Origin of the sequence: Bradyrhizobium hipponense (assembly GCF_008123965.1) — a bacterium.
GTDB classification, from domain to species: domain Bacteria; phylum Pseudomonadota; class Alphaproteobacteria; order Rhizobiales; family Xanthobacteraceae; genus Bradyrhizobium; species Bradyrhizobium hipponense.
Map to the genome: position 1 here is coordinate 24,375 of NZ_VSTH01000124.1, position 14,730 is coordinate 39,104.

The following is a 14,730-nucleotide window of genomic DNA, read 5'->3' on the forward strand; positions in this document are numbered from 1 at the left end:
AGATGGTCCGAAAAAGGGCAAAAGGCCGCACAGGCCCTTTTCCGTTTGCTGACCGTTTTCAGTTGACGAAGCGGCCCTCAATCGAAGTATGTAGCGGATGAACAGTCCAAATCCAGACATGTCTCAGCTGTTCGCGGACCGTCAGGCCCAGCGCAGCGCCCTGCATAACCGGTACCTGAACGAGCAGTTCGTTCGGGTCCTGAAGACGATCGGCTACGACGTCGGCTTCCAAAAGGGGCAGGGACAGTACCTCTATGATCGCGACGGCGCGCGCTATCTCGACCTGTTGTCCGGTTTTGGCGTTTTCGCGATCGGGCGCAATCATCCGGTCATGCGCGAGGCGCTCAAGAGCGTGCTCGATGCCGATCTGCCCAATCTCGTCCAATTCGACGTCTCGGTGCTCGCCGGCGTGCTCGCCGAGCGGCTTTTGAAATACGTCCCCTATCTCGACAAGGCGTTCTTCGCCAATTCCGGCGCCGAATGTGTCGAGGCGGCGATCAAGTTCGCCCGCGGCGCCACCGGGCGGCCCGGGATCGTTTATTGTGCCCATGCCTATCACGGCCTCACCTACGGCGCGCTGTCGCTGACCGGCGATTCGAACTTCCGCGGCGGTTTCGAGCCGCTGCTGCCGGGCTGCACCTCAGTCCCGTTCAACGATCTGGCCGCGCTCGAAAAGGCGTTGGCCTCGCGCGAAGTGGCCGCTTTCATCGTCGAGCCGATCCAGGGCAAGGGCGTCAACATGCCCTCCGACGAGTTCCTGCCGGGCGCGGCCGCGCTCTGCAAGAAATACGGCACGCTGCTCGTCGCCGACGAGATTCAGACCGGCATGGGCCGGACCGGCCGCTTCCTCGCGGTCGAGCACTGGAACGTCGAGCCCGACATGGTGCTGCTCTCGAAATCGCTGTCGGGCGGCCATGTGCCGGTCGGCGCGGTGCTGACGCGCAAGAGCATCTTCGACAAGATCTTCAACCAGATGGACCGTGCGGTGGTGCACGGCTCCACCTTCTCCAAGAACGACCTGGCAATGGCCGCGGGCATCGCCACGCTCGATATCATGGAGTCCGAGAAGCTGATCGAGTCCGCCGCCAAGCGCGGCGCCGAGCTGCGGCTGGCGCTGACGCGCATGGTGCCCGGCTACGAGCTGATGAAGGAAGTGCGCGGCAAGGGCCTGATGATCGGCATCGAGTTCGGCCCGCCGAAATCACTGCGCCTGAAGGCCTCGTGGAACGTGCTGGAGGCGGCCAACAAAGGCTTGTTCTGCCAGCTCATCACCGTGCCGCTGTTCAAGGACCACAAGATCCTGACCCAGGTTGCCGGCCACGGCAGCCATACCATCAAGCTGTTGCCGCCGCTCACGATCACCGAAGAAGACTGCAGCTGGATCGAGCGCGCCTTCGACGACGTCATCGCCGGCAGCCACAAGGTCCCCGGCGCGATCTGGTCGCTCGGCAAGACGCTGGTGGACAACGCGGTGAGAAGGTCGGCCTGATTTTTTTGCCGGATCTCTTCGACGATCGTCATCGCGAGCGTAGCGAAGCAGTCCAGACTACCTCCAAAGAGACAGTCTGGATTGCTTCGTCGCATCAGCGCAAAATTGCTTCGCAATTTTGTCGCGAGCTCCTCGCAATGACGGTAGAGGCCGCTATCCCTCCACATTCGCCTTCATCGCCGCCTCGAATTTGTCGACGAACTCCGCGAGCTCGTCAGTGCCGAGATCGCTGACGGCCCAGAAGTTCAGGCCGCGATTGCCCCAGCGGCGGCAGTTGAAGCCCTGCATTGTCTGAGTCTTCGGCGGCCGGTGCTCGGTGCTGGCGGTCTGCGACACGAACAGGTTGATTACGTGTTGTCGCCGCCGGTAGACGACGGCGCCGATGGCGCGCGCGTCGATATAGTCGAGCCGGCCACCGACCAGCGTAAAACCCTGCGCGGTAAGATCGATCACGGGCGGGGCGACGTCGAGCTTGCCGTTGAACCACGGCTTGACGGTGTGCTGGTCGGTCGAGATCACGTCCGTAAGGTGGCCGGCCTGAAGCGAGCGCAGATGGGCGGAGACGACCTCCGAGAGGATGCGCTGCTGGTCGTCCTGGCGCAGCACGACGGCGACGACGCCGGAGGCGGCGAGCGCCGAGACCGCCGAGCCCATGGCAAATCCGCGCAGCACGGAGCGGCGGGTCGGCTGGCGCTGCGGTTGCGGGATCGACGCCTCGATCCGGGCGCGCAAGCTTGCCGGCGCAGTGTAGCGCAAGCTGGTGTCGGCGAGTACGCGTTGCAGCTCGCGCTGTGCCGCAAGCTCCGCGGCGCAGGCCGGGCAGCTTGCGATATGCGCCTCGACCTCGCGCGCATGGCCGGCATCGAGCTCGTTGTCGAGCAGCGCGTGAAGCAGGATCTTTGCTTCGTCGCAGGTCATTTCGAGTGCTCCTCTTCCGCCATCCAGGCCGCGCGCAGCATGGCGCGGGCGCGTGCGAGGCGGGACATCACGGTGCCGACAGGCGCGCCGACAGTTTCGGCGATTTCACGATAGGACAGATTGCTGATCTCGCGCAGCACGAAGGTTTCCTTGAACGGTTCGGCAAGCGCATCGATCAGCTTGCGAACGGCGCCGGCGTCGCGGCTGCGCAGCACTTCCGTCTCCGGGCTCGCCTCGGTCTCTTGCCATATTGGCGTCTGCTCGGCGACTTCAGGCGTATCCTCGATCGCGATATGCGAATGCGCGCGCCTTGCGTATTCTGCGTTGCAGACGTTGCGCAGGATCGCGAACAGCCAGGGCTTCATTGCCGGCCCGCGATAGCTGTCAAAGTGCTTCAGCGCGCGCAGATAGCATTCCTGTACGGCGTCCTCGGCGTCGGAGGCATCGCGCAGCAAATAGCGCGCGAGCGTGTAGACGTCGTCGAGATAAGGCAGCGCCGCCTCGCGGAAGCGTTGCGCCTTCTGCAAATCGTCGCTGGCGGGCATCGCCTCTCGCCTTGCCTGTTGCTCTGTTTCTTCCCTGGACACGGCTGAAGATGCGCTGGCCCGGCCGGCGTGGGACCACCGGCCGGGCAAGACAGAGATGCCTTGGTTCGAGATGTTACTCAACCTTGATCATCCCCGTCATGTGCGGGTGCAACGAGCAAAAATATTTGTAGTCGCCCGCATTGGTGAAAGTGAAGGAGAACTTGTCGTCGGTGTCCAGGGTCTTGGACCTGAACTTGCCGGCCGACACCACGGTGTGGGGGATATCGTCCCGGTTGGTCCAGGTCACGGTGGTGCCGACCTTGATCTTGAGCTCGGCGGGCTGGAAGACGAAATTGTCGATATGCACCTCCATGTTGTCGTCGGCGCGGGCAGTTGTGGCGGGCAGCAGGATGGCCGCGGCCAAAGTGAGACCGAAGTCGACACCGAAGTCGCGGCGATTGAGTGTCTTCATTGTCAGCTTCCATTCAACCCTGCAGCGGCGTGTCGATGATCGCGAGCCGCTGCTCGTTCTGCTTGAAGTTGACGCTGGCAACCCCGAGCATCGCGCGCAGTTTTGCGTCCTCGACCTTCATCGGTCCGGGCGAGGGAGCGGCTCCCGGCGCCGGCTGCGGGAAGGCGGTCGAGCGCGCGGTGTGGAAGGTGACGTTACCCTCGACCTTCTGCATCACCTGATGAATGTGGCCGTTCAGCACGGTGACCGAACCGAAGCCCTTGACGTATTCGAGCGCGCGGCCGCCGTCCTCGGTGCCCCAGCCCCATTCCGGATAGACCGTCCAGAGCGGGATGTGCGCGAACAGTACGATCGGCGTCGATTTCGACTTGCCGCGGAGATCGTCCTCCAGCCAGGCGAGTTGCTCGGCGCCAAGATTGCCGAGCCCCCCTGCTTTGAGGTCGACGACGTTGACGAGGCCGATGAAGTGCACGCCGCCGGCGTCGAACGAATACCAGCCCTGGCCCTTGGTGCCGCGGCCGTAGCGCTCGCGGTAGAACTTCACTTCCTCATCGAGGAAATCATGCTCGCCCGGGACGTAGTGCACGTCGAGCTTGCTCTGCGAGATGATGCGCTCGGCATTGTCGAACTCGGCGGCCTTCGACAGATGGGTGATATCGCCGGTGTGGATCATGAACGACGGCTTGACCGGCATCGCGTTGATCTTGTTGATGGCTTCCTCCAGCGTGCCCAGCGCGTTGGGATTGGCCGGCTTGTCGAAGCCGACATGACTGTCGCTGATCTGCAGGAAGGTCATGCCGGGCGCGGTCGCGGCCTGCGCGGAATCGATGATGCCGAGCGAGCGTGGCACGCCGCCGGTGATGGTCCAGAGCACGCCGGTGCCCGCCCAGGTCATGCATTCCAGTACCTTGCGGCGGCTGACGCCGTCTTCCCTGTGATCGTGTCCGCTCATCGCGCATCTCCTCGCGCCCGGAATTGGGCTTCGGGGAGGTGATTGGCGGAGGGGCGGGTTTATTCGCAGGAGCCCGATGACGTTTTCGTGAAGGATGTGTCCTGCTGGATACGGTGCGACGCGAAGCGTGAGGGCGACTTGTCGGGCGTGATCAAGAATCATCACTGCAGCATTGCTGAGCGGTTCTTGTGGTGGACGCCGTGGTCTCTCCAACGAGATTCTGACCTGTGTGTCAGAAACCAACCCATTCGTCATGGACACACTGAACGTTATTCGCGGGAAAATTAGGAACTGCCCGAGATCAACTGCATTCAAGCGTTGCCGAGGCGCAGCTAGCGATTGATGGTCTTGGCATTTCGCAAAATCAAAGAGGAGTTGACGATGAGGAAACTTGCGATGCTTGCGGCAAGCGTATCACTGCTTGCAGGAGCCTGCCCGAGCTATGCAGCAGACCATTTATTCACCGCTGTGGCGGCGGGCGGTCTGTCGGCAACGAGCCAACCGTTCCAGAATGGATTCAACAATCCGGGTCGGATTGGCGACGAAGTCCCAGGTCAAGGCAGCGTGTTTCAGGGCAACGACAATACCGTCCCAGCAACGGACACGACGACGGGGGTGAAGATGCTTAAGATGCCTCCGCCGGCGCGGAGCGGGACGAAGACTGTGCCAACGGGCAGCCCTTTGGTGACCATGCCCTGATCCAGCAGACTGCGATCGCTTCGAATCGCGCCAAGACAGCGCGTTCAGCCTCAGCTCTCGTCTGATCGCGCCGCCTGCGTCATTCCCAAGAAGAGGGCTGCGTTCAGCCATGGAGCGCCGCAAGAGCTAATGCGGCGAGATTATCATTCGCACGGATAATCAATTGAGATTGCCTCGAGGCCTTCTAATGCGCGCAGCACTGGGAGGCTGTGTGGTTGCAGTTGCCTATCCGTTGTGGGCTCCGGACAGCTCGCTCCCTGCTGCCGGCGGCGACCATGATGATCTGCGCTATGTCAGCGTTGCCCGCGACAACGTCATTCAGAACGTCAACGCCGCCGGAACGCTCGAAGCCGTTGATACCGTCGAGGTCAGCTCGCAGCTTTCGGGGCAAGTCGCCAAGCTGATGGCCGACCACAATTCCATCGTTCGGGCCGGCGAGCCCCTTGCTGCTCTCGACAGCGCCACTTTCGAAGTCTCGGTTAAGGAAGCGGACGCCGCGCTCACGGTCGCACTCGCACAACATAAGGAGGCCAAGGCAGCCGTCGATGGTGCGCAGGCGCACTACGATGACGCATTGCGCGATCTTCAGGTCAAGAGCTCACTCAGCAAGAACGGCAGTGTTTCCCAACGCGACGCCGAGCGATCGCAGATGACGGCTCGCTCGCTTGCCGCGGAATTGTCCGCGGCGCAGGCGCGCGAGCAGGTACGCGCGGCTGGTGTAATGGTTGCGCGCGCCTCCCTCGAACGGGCTCGACTTGATCTCGAACGAAGCACTGTCAAGTCGCCGATAGATGGAATAGTCATCCGGCGCAGCGTCGAGCTTGGCCAGACAGTGGCTGCAAGCCTCCAGGCGCCGACCCTCTTCACCATTGCACGGGATCTGTCGGACATGCGCGTCAATGTGTCCGTCAGCGAGGCCGACATTGGCGCGGTGCGAACCGGCCAGCGTGCGCTGTTCAGCGTCGATTCCTATCCGGGCCGGACCTTCGAGGGCCGCGTACTTGAGATCCGAAAGGCAGCACGGATGGTCCAAAACGTGGTGACCTACACCGTGATGATTTCAGCGCCGAATCCGGAAGATTTGCTGCTTCCCGGGATGACGGCTGATGTCCGCATCGTGGTTCAGGAGCACCACGATGTGATGGTTGTTCCCAATGCCGCACTCAGCTTTCGGCCGGTGCGCGACGGCACAACCGATCGCGCTCCCGGTCAGGGAGTGATCTGGGTCCGTACGAAGTCCGGCCATCTGGATCACACCACGGTTTCATTGGGCGCTACCAGCGACTCTCTGACCCAGATCCTGTCGCCGGACGTCCAAATAGGCCAGCGGGTCGCCGTCGGTTACCGTAGCAAGCCATGACATCGCTCGTCGCTCTGGAGCATATCCACAAGCAACACCGGTTCGGTAGCCAAAGTGTTCACGCGCTGTCGGACGTAACCATGCAAATCGATCGGGGAGAGTTCGTTGCCGTCGTGGGCCCGTCCGGGTCAGGAAAATCCACCTTGCTTTCGATCATCGGCTGCCTCGATCGACCCTCGTCCGGAAGCTACTTTCTTCACGGTCAGGATGTACTTGTGCAGTCAAGGCGCCGCTGGAGCGAACTGCGAAACCGGCGCTTCGGCTTTGTGTTTCAGAACTTCAACCTGTTGCCACGCCTGACCGCACTCGAGAATGTGGGATTGCCGTTATTCTATCGGCGTGACCGGCTGCGCAATCCGATCGCAAGGGCGCGCGCTGCGCTCGATCGGGTCGGTCTCGGCAGCAGGATGCAGCATATGCCTAGCCAGCTCTCGGGCGGTGAGCAGCAGCGTGTCGCCGTCGCGCGCGCGATCGTCAACGAACCCGACCTCCTCTTGGCCGACGAGCCGACCGGGGCGCTCGATACGAGCACACGCGACACCATCCTCTCGATATTGGCTGAACTCCGGCGTGGCGGCCTCACGGTCATGCTTGTAACCCACGACGCCGAGGTCGCAGGGCGCGCGCAGCGCACGATCGGGCTCCGGGACGGCGCCGTCGTCGACGACTCGAAAACTTCCTGCACCTCCTCAACTTCGACCGTCTCGGAGTTCTGATGCGATCGCTCGGCTACATCTATCTGGCGCTTCAGTCGATACGTGCGCACATGTTGCGCTCCGTTCTCGCGGTAACGGGCATTGTCATCGGCATTGCCGCCGTGCTGATCGTGGTCGCCGTGGCGGAAGGGGCACGTGCCGAGATTTCGAGGCAGATCAACTCGCTTGGATCGAATCTTCTGCTGGTACAGCCGGGTGCGCAAAACGCGCAGGGCGTGCGACAGCAGGCGGGCACTGTCCTGTCGCTCACGACAACCGATGCGCTCGCGCTTGCTCGCGAGGTGCCCGACGTCGTCATTGCAGCGCCATTCGTAGGAGGGCAAAAGACGGTGATCGCGAGAGACTTGAACTGGTCAACCCTCGTTGCGGGCGTGACGCCAGAGTTTTTTGAAGCCCGTGGGTGGCGAATAGCGGAGGGGCAGCTATTCAATCAGGATCAGGTCGCATCAGTCGCAAAGATCGCAGTGATCGGACGTACCATCGCACGCGAGCTGTTCCGCGGCGGTGATCCGCTCGGCCGTTTCATCCGGATCGATCGCACTTCATATGTCGTGGTCGGAGTGCTTGCCGAGAAGGGGCAGGACTTCACCGGCCGAGATCAGGACGACGTCATCTTCATTCCCTTGTCGTCCGCAAGAATTTTCGCCACCGGACGGAGCCAGGCCAATCCAGATGCCGTGCATACGATTCTGGTGAAGACCGATTCCGCCCAGTCAATGACGACAGTGGGAGGTGCGATTGCCGACGTCCTGCGGCAGCGTCACAGGATCATGGGACACAAGGACGACGATTTCCGGATTCAGAACCTCATCCAGATCGCCCAGACACGCGATCGGACCTATCGCCAGTTCACGTTGCTGGTGTCCGCGCTCGCGGGAATCTCGCTCCTGGTTGGCGGCATCGGAGTGATGAACATCATGCTCGTATCGGTGAGCGAACGCTTTAATGAGATCGGCATTCGCCTTGCGTTTGGCGCCCGGCCACAGGACATCCGGCGCCAGTTTTTGTTGGAGGCGGTGCTGCTGTGCACGATCGGCGGCCTGTTGGGACTGATCGTTGGCTACGCATGCGCGCGCGTGGTCCCCTCCGCACTGGGTTGGCCGATCGAGTTCAATGAAGGGATGGCACTGATCGCGATCGCCTGCTCCAGCCTCGTCGGGACCATCTTCGGTTTGCTGCCCGCTGAGCGGGCTGCGCGCTTGGATCCGGCCGTCATACTAAGATCAGTGTAGCGGTTCGCGGCTGAGTGCCACCCAGGCGCTGACGCGGGGAATCGGATCGCCGGGTCGCGACCGAATTCCGTCGGTACGCCAAGCTATTTCGCGTCCTCCAAAATCATAGTTGCACCCTTCTCCGCGATCATCGCGGTCGGCGTGTTGGTGTTGCCCGAGGTGATGGTCGGCATGATCGAGGCGTCGATGACGCGCAAGCCGCCGAGACCGTAGAAGCGCAGGCGCTCGTCGACGACGGCCATGGGATCGTTGGTCGTCCCCATCTTTGCGGTGCCGACCGGGTGAAAGATGGTGGTACCGATATCGCCGGCGGCCTTCGCGAGCGACGCATCGTCGTCGCCGACGGAGGGGCCGGGCAGATATTCGCTCGGGCGGTATTTGGCCAGCGCCCGCTGCTGCATCAGGCGGCGCGTGGTGCGAATGGCGTCGGCGGCGACCTGGCGGTCATCATCCGTCGACAGATAATTCGGCGCGATGATCGGCTTCTCGTCCGGCGCGGCCGAACGCAGGCGCACGCTGCCGCGCGAGGTCGGCTGCAAATTGCAGGCGCTGACCGTGATCGCGGGGAAGCGGTGCAGGGGATCGCCGAACTTGTCGAGCGACAGCGGCTGCACATGGAACTGAATGTTGGCGCGTGCGCGCGTTGCATCCGAGCGCGTGAAGATGCCGAGCTGGGAGGGCGCCATGGTCAGCGGGCCGCGTCGGCGGAAGGCGTAATCGAGTCCCATCAAGCCGCGGCGGATCAGGTTGTAATAGGTCTCGTTCAGCGTGCGCACGCCCTCGACCTTGTAGATCGCGCGTTGCTGGAGATGATCTTGGAGATTGCGGCCAACGCCGGGCTTGTCCATCACGATATCGACGCCCAGCGGCGAGAGCCAGTCGGCAGGCCCGATGCCGGAGCGATGCAGCACCTGAACAGAGCCGATCGCGCCTGCCGAGAGGATCACCTCGCGCTTGGCGCGTGCCTCGATGATCTCGCCGTTCTGGATGAAGCGGACGCCGACGGCGCGGCCCTGCTCGATGATCAGGCGGTCGACCAGCACGTGCTTCTCAAGTCGCAGATTGGGGCGGTTCAGCGCGGGCTTGAGAAAGCCGCGTGCCGCCGACCAGCGCCGGCCGCGCTTCTGGTTGACGTGGAAATAGCTGGTGCCCTCGTTGTCGCCGGTGTTGAAATCCGGGATGCGCCTGATGCCCATCTCTTCGGCGGCATCACCCACCGCATCGAGAACGGCCCACGACAGCCGCGGCGCCTCGATGCGCCAGCCACCGCCTGCGCCGTGATGCTCGCTGGGACCAAGGAAGTGATCCTCGAGCTGTTTGAACAGCGGCAGCACGTCGTCATAGCCCCAGCCGGTCATGCCGAGCTGGCGCCAATGATCGTAATCGGCGGCCTGTCCGCGCATAGAGATCATGGCGTTGATCGCCGAAGAGCCGCCGATCACCTTGCCGCGGGGATAGGCAAGCGAACGGCCGTTGAGGCCCGGCTCGGCCTCGGTCTTGAACATCCAGTCCGAGCGCGGATTACCGATGGCGAAGAGGTAGCCGACGGGAATGTGGAACCAGATCCAGTTGTCGTCGCCGCCGGCCTCCAGGATCAGCACGTGGTTCTTCGGGTCGGCCGACAGCCGGTTGGCGACGATGCAGCCGGCCGTGCCGGCTCCGACAACGATGTAGTCAAATTCACCTTCGAGCCGCCTTGGCATTCTGCTTCCACCCGGATGATCGCTTAACGTTCCGCCCTAATAGGCAGACGCGGCGGGCCGGGACAAGCCCGGCCATGCCGGGCGGGCAGGGCCAGACCTCCTCCCGCGGCCGTTGGGTGGACTGGCGCTTGCATGGTAGACAGTTCTGTATTTCCAACAAAGCTTGAGACCCATCCATGCCCATCGTGAACCGCGTCGCCGACCTTCAACCCGATATCCAGGCCTGGCGGCGGGACATCCATCAGCACCCCGAGCTCCTGTATGACGTCCACCGCACCGCAGCATTCGTTGCGGACCGCTTGCGTGAGTTCGGCTGCGATGAGGTCGTGACGGGCCTCGGCCAGACTGGTGTGGTCGGCGTGATCAAGGGCAACAAGCCGGCCGGCGAGGGGCTCAAGGCAATCGGCTTGCGCGCCGACATGGACGCGCTGCCGGTCGAGGAGCAGACCAACCTGCCTTACGCCTCCAAGATTCCGGGCAAGATGCACGCCTGCGGTCATGACGGCCACACCGCGATGCTGCTCGGCGCCGCGCGCTACCTCGCCGAGACCCGCAATTTTGCCGGCGATGCGGTGGTGATCTTTCAGCCGGCCGAAGAGGGCGGCGCCGGCGGTGCGGCCATGGTCAAGGACGGGCTGATGGAGCGCTTCGGCATCGAGCAGGTCTACGGCATGCACAATGGCCCCGGCATTCCGGTCGGCTCGTTCGCGATCCGGCCGGGCCCGATCATGGCGGCGACCGACGAAGTCGATATCAAGATCGAGGGCCTCGGCGGCCACGCCGCGCGTCCGCACAAATGCGTCGATTCCGTCCTGGTCGGCGCGCAGCTGATCACCGCGTTGCAGTCGATCGTTGCACGCAGCGTCGATCCGCTGGAATCGGCCGTGATCTCGATCTGCGAGTTCCACGCCGGCAACGCCCGCAATGTCATTCCTCAGTCCGCGGAGCTGAAGGGCACCATTCGGACGCTGACGCCGGAGGTGCGCAAGCTCGTCGAGAAGCGCGTCCGCGAAGTGGTGGCGGGCGTGGCCCAGATCACCGGTGCCACGATCGACCTGCACTACAAGCGCAATTACCCTGTCGTGAACAATCATGCCGCGGAGACCGAGGTAGCGCGGCGCATCGCCCAGCAGGTCGCGGGCGAAGCCAATGTGCTCGATATGGCGCCGCTGATGGGCGGGGAGGATTTTTCCTACATGCTGGAAGCGCGGCCCGGCGCCTTCATCTTCTGCGGCAACGGCGACAGCGCCGGCCTGCATCATCCCGCCTACAATTTCAACGACGAGGCGATCGTGTTCGGCACATCCTACTGGGTCAAGCTGGTCGAGGAATCGCTCGCGGCGTCGTGATGAACGGCTCGTGGTCAGTTCGCCCCGCTTGCGGGGAGGGGTGGAATGCGCGCGTAGCGTGAATTCCGAGTGTGGAGGACTCTCCGCGAGTCCGTCTCTCACTGTGATCGCGGATCCAGCCCCTCACCCCACCCTCTCCCCGTAAGAACGGGGAGAGGGAAGGAAGCTCAGAAGATCCGCGAGAAGATCACGTAGAGCGTGGCCGACAATGCGATGGCGCAGGGCAGCGTCAGTACCCAGGCCATCAGCAGGTTGCGGATCGTCGACCATTGCAGGCCGGAGCCGTTCGCCGCCATGGTACCGGCAACGCCGGACGACAGCACATGCGTCGTCGAGACCGGCAGGCCGAACACATCGGCGGCTCCGATCGTTGCGGCGGCGACGAGTTCGGCCGAGGCGCCTTGCGCATAGGTGAGATGGGTCTTGCCGATCTTCTCGCCGACGGTGACCACGATGCGCTTCCAGCCGATCATGGTGCCGAGGCCGAGCGCGATCGCGACCGCAATCTTCACCCAGGTCGGGATGAACTTCGTGGCGGCATCGAGCGAGCCCTTGTAGGCGTTCAGGGTGGCGATCTCCTCCTTGTTGAGATCGTTTTCCCTGTCCTTCATCAGGAAGCGGATCGCTTCCGAGGTCAGATACATGTCGTTGCGGGTGTTGCCGACGGCTTCCGCCGGCACCTTGGTCAGCGAGCCGTACCTGGCGACCTGATCGCCGACGTCCTTCACCAGCGCGGCGAGCGAGGGATAGGTGCCCTCGTTGATGTGGTGCAACGCGATGTACTGCGTCACCGCTGGACGGGGATCGCCGATGATGCTGTGGCCGGCGCCCTTCGCCGCGATCACCCTGGAGGCGGCATCGGAGGTCTTCTGGAACTGGACGACTTGCGATTCCGGCAGTGCGCGGTTGAGCGCATAGGCCGTCGGTACAGTGCCGATCAGGATCAGCATGATCAGGCCCATGCCCTTCTGGCCGTCGTTGGAGCCGTGCGCAAAGCTGACGCCGGTGCAGGTCGCGATCAGCAGGCCGCGGATCCAGAGCGGCGGCGCCTTGTTGCCTTCGGGCGCAGCATAGAGCGCCGGGTTGCGCACGATGAACTTGAGCGCCAGCAACAGCACGGCGGCGCAGATGAAGCCGACCAGCGGCGACAGCAACAGCGCATAGCCGATCTCGGTCGCCTTGCTCCAGTCCACGCCCGAGGTGCCGTCGCGGCCGCGCATGACCGCGTTGGCGATACCGACGCCAATGATCGAGCCGATCAGTGTGTGCGAGGAGGAAGCCGGCAGTCCGAAGAACCAGGTGCCGAGATTCCACAGGATCGCGGCGATCAGCAGCGCGAACACCATCGCGAAGCCGGCGCTGGAGCCGACCTGGAGGATCAGCTCGACTGGCAGCAGCGAGACGATGCCGAAGGCGACCGCGCCGGAGGACATGAGCACGCCGAGGAAGTTGAAGAAGCCGGACCACATCACGGCGACTTCGGCCGGCAGCGAATGGGTGTAGATCACGGTCGCCACCGCATTGGCGGTGTCGTGAAAGCCGTTGACGAACTCGAAGCCGAGCGCGATCAGGAGTGCGACGAACAGCAGGATATAGGGCAGGTAGGTCGTCACGCGCGCGCCGGTCGCGTTGACGTCGACATAGATGCTGTAGGCGACGAACAGCAGGCCGGTGGCGAGGATGCCGAAGAACAGGATCATCGTCAGCGGGTTGAAGCCCTTGTCGAGATTTGGCCGCGAGGCCGGCTGGATCGGCGCGGGATCGGCTACCGCGCGGTCGAATGCAACATCGGTCATCTCTGGACGCCCCTTAACTTTCAAGTAAGGGTATTGTCCGCGATGGATTTGAAGGCTGGATGACAACCGAGGCGTGAAAGCCGCTTTCTTGCCAGTATTTAGGCAGCCCGCGCGGCTTTCTTCTGCAAATCGGCAGCGATCTTCAAATCTTCGACAAAGCGCCGATATTCCAACGCCTTGGCTTCCGGATCTGGTAGCCGCAGCAGGTAGGACGGATGCACCGTCACCAGCGCCTTGTGGCCGTCGGGAAGGTCGATCAGCCGGCCCCGGTTCTTGCCGATCGGGGTGATCTTGCCGAACACGCTTTGTGCAGCGGTCGCGCCCATCGCCACGATAACATCGGGCTGGATTGCCGAAACTTCCCGCTCATACCATTGTCGGCACGCCCTGATTTCCGGCGTGTTCGGCTTCTGGTGCAGACGGATTTTTCCGCGCGGCACGAATTTGAAGTGTTTGACCGCGTTGGTGACATAGATCTTCTTGCGATCGACGCCGGCTTCCTCCAGCGCGCGGTCGAGCATCTGGCCGGCCGGACCGACGAAGGGATGGCCGGCGAGGTCTTCCTTGTCGCCGGGCTGTTCGCCGACCAGCATGATGTTGGCGGACTTCGGGCCTTCGCCGAACACGGTCTGGGTCGCGTCCTTGTAGAGATGGCAGGCGCGGCAGTGCGCGGCTTCCTCGCGGAGCGCTTCGAGATCGTCGGTGGTAGGTTTGCGTCCCAAATTGACTTCCGGGCGTGGGGAGATCCGTCCGCCGGTCCAGCGTTCGGCATCAGCGAGCAGAGGTCCAAGTATCGATCCAAGTATCGATGCGTCCTGAAGGTTCCTCCGGCGCTTCACCGGCGCGTCAGTCGTCGTCAGCCGGTCGGGCTGGAAATGGCGCCGCCAGGTTTCCTCCAGACGGCCAGGGGTAGGCCATTCCGTCCGGCTGATCCCTGGCGTGAAGGAGATCGCGTGACCGTTCCAATGGGCACAAACGTCAGGCGTGAGGATCGACCATGGCATATCGGCAAAACGACGCGCGAAGAACGGCGCGGCGAATGCGACGATGTGATGCTCCGGCTCGAACCAGGCGGCGTAATGCGCCTTTTGCTCGCGCCCGATCTCGCGGAAGCGGACGAGGTCGCGCATCCGCTGAGCATCGCGCTGCACCGCGCCTGCCATAGCAGTTGCCTGCGCCACGTCAGGATCGGTCATTATGCCCAGCAGGTCGTGATCGGCTTTCAACCGCCAGAGCAGGCGATACAGCAGCGCAAAGCGCTCATCGTCGCGATGCAGGATCGCGATGCGTGCAAGCTCGATGAAATTGGCCGGCACAGTGAACGTGCCCTCGGTCTCGATCGGCGGAAGGCTCGGCGCTTCGGACAGGCCGGGTGGCGCCTGGTCTTTTATTTGGCCTTGCACGCGCCACGTCACGTCCGTCGGCGCGACATGATGCAGCGCGAACGCGCGTGCGGCTTTACGCCAGCCGTCGAAATCGGTCTCGCAGTCCAGGGTAATGAGGTACATGGCATTCGA

Annotated in this window: 13 protein-coding genes; 6 read left to right on the forward strand and 7 right to left on the reverse strand. The window is 63.2% G+C overall.

Translation table 11 applies throughout. From position 1 onward, the window contains the following. The first annotated feature begins 97 nt into the window (after nucleotides 1–97). On the forward strand, nucleotides 98–1,489 hold the full coding sequence (gene hpnO, locus FXV83_RS31050) for an aminobacteriohopanetriol synthase HpnO (RefSeq protein WP_148743394.1): 1,392 nt from the start codon (nucleotides 98–100) through the stop codon (nucleotides 1,487–1,489). A gap of 153 nt (nucleotides 1,490–1,642) precedes the next feature. On the opposite strand, the gene FXV83_RS31055 is transcribed toward hpnO, so the two are convergent. From FXV83_RS31055 to FXV83_RS31070, 4 genes are all read right to left on the reverse strand, one after another. After that, nucleotides 1,643–2,407 (reverse strand): anti-sigma factor family protein, encoded by a 765-nt coding sequence (locus FXV83_RS31055; RefSeq protein WP_148743395.1) that lies wholly within the window; start codon nucleotides 2,405–2,407, stop codon nucleotides 1,643–1,645. After that, on the reverse strand, nucleotides 2,404–2,952 hold the full coding sequence (locus FXV83_RS31060) for a sigma-70 family RNA polymerase sigma factor (protein ID WP_187436286.1): 549 nt from the start codon (nucleotides 2,950–2,952) through the stop codon (nucleotides 2,404–2,406). Before FXV83_RS31060 ends, FXV83_RS31055 begins: the two co-directional genes overlap by 4 nt. A 115-nt stretch (nucleotides 2,953–3,067) precedes the next feature. Then, a complete protein-coding gene (locus tag FXV83_RS31065; RefSeq protein WP_148743397.1) occupies nucleotides 3,068–3,406 on the reverse strand; it encodes a cupredoxin domain-containing protein in 339 nt (112 codons plus the stop codon). A gap of 13 nt (nucleotides 3,407–3,419) precedes the next feature. Beyond that, on the reverse strand, nucleotides 3,420–4,358 hold the full coding sequence (locus tag FXV83_RS31070) for a metallophosphoesterase family protein (RefSeq protein WP_148743398.1): 939 nt from the start codon (nucleotides 4,356–4,358) through the stop codon (nucleotides 3,420–3,422). Nucleotides 4,359–4,739: 381 nt separating this feature from the next. Here FXV83_RS31070 and FXV83_RS31075 point away from each other — a divergent pair, with 381 nt between their 5' ends. The 4 genes from FXV83_RS31075 to FXV83_RS31090 all read left to right on the forward strand — a co-directional run bounded on the left by FXV83_RS31075 (nucleotide 4,740) and on the right by FXV83_RS31090 (nucleotide 8,365). After that, the gene (locus FXV83_RS31075; protein WP_148743399.1) at nucleotides 4,740–5,057 is read left to right on the forward strand and encodes a hypothetical protein; all 318 of its coding nucleotides are present in this window, start codon (nucleotides 4,740–4,742) and stop codon (nucleotides 5,055–5,057) included. Between the two features lie 187 nt (nucleotides 5,058–5,244). Then, on the forward strand, nucleotides 5,245–6,417 hold the full coding sequence (locus tag FXV83_RS31080) for an efflux RND transporter periplasmic adaptor subunit (protein ID WP_148743400.1): 1,173 nt from the start codon (nucleotides 5,245–5,247) through the stop codon (nucleotides 6,415–6,417). Further along, nucleotides 6,414–7,133 carry an ABC transporter ATP-binding protein gene (locus FXV83_RS31085; protein WP_148743401.1) on the forward strand — a complete coding sequence of 240 codons (720 nt, stop codon included), beginning with the start codon at nucleotides 6,414–6,416 and terminating at the stop codon, nucleotides 7,131–7,133. The genes FXV83_RS31080 and FXV83_RS31085 overlap by 4 nt, the downstream gene beginning before the upstream one ends. Then, nucleotides 7,133–8,365 (forward strand): ABC transporter permease, encoded by a 1,233-nt coding sequence (locus FXV83_RS31090; protein ID WP_148743402.1) that lies wholly within the window; start codon nucleotides 7,133–7,135, stop codon nucleotides 8,363–8,365. The genes FXV83_RS31085 and FXV83_RS31090 overlap by 1 nt, the downstream gene beginning before the upstream one ends. Nucleotides 8,366–8,448: 83 nt before the next feature. Here FXV83_RS31090 and FXV83_RS31095 read toward each other — a convergent pair whose 3' ends face one another. Beyond that, nucleotides 8,449–10,068, reverse strand: coding sequence for a GMC family oxidoreductase (locus FXV83_RS31095; RefSeq protein WP_148743403.1), 1,620 nt, complete (start codon nucleotides 10,066–10,068; stop codon nucleotides 8,449–8,451). A 176-nt stretch (nucleotides 10,069–10,244) separates the two neighbouring features. On the opposite strand from FXV83_RS31095, the gene FXV83_RS31100 reads away from it, so the two are divergent. Continuing rightward, nucleotides 10,245–11,417: a M20 aminoacylase family protein gene (locus FXV83_RS31100; RefSeq protein WP_148743404.1), complete on the forward strand. Its 1,173-nt coding sequence runs from the start codon at nucleotides 10,245–10,247 to the stop codon at nucleotides 11,415–11,417. 167 nt (nucleotides 11,418–11,584) lie between these two features. On the opposite strand, the gene FXV83_RS31105 is transcribed toward FXV83_RS31100, so the two are convergent. Both FXV83_RS31105 and FXV83_RS31110 read right to left on the reverse strand, forming a co-directional pair. Then, the gene (locus FXV83_RS31105; protein WP_148743405.1) at nucleotides 11,585–13,213 is read right to left on the reverse strand and encodes an inorganic phosphate transporter; all 1,629 of its coding nucleotides are present in this window, start codon (nucleotides 13,211–13,213) and stop codon (nucleotides 11,585–11,587) included. Between the two features lie 98 nt (nucleotides 13,214–13,311). Further along, nucleotides 13,312–14,721 (reverse strand): UdgX family uracil-DNA binding protein, encoded by a 1,410-nt coding sequence (locus FXV83_RS31110; RefSeq protein WP_148743406.1) that lies wholly within the window; start codon nucleotides 14,719–14,721, stop codon nucleotides 13,312–13,314. Nucleotides 14,722–14,730: the final 9 nt, after the last annotated feature.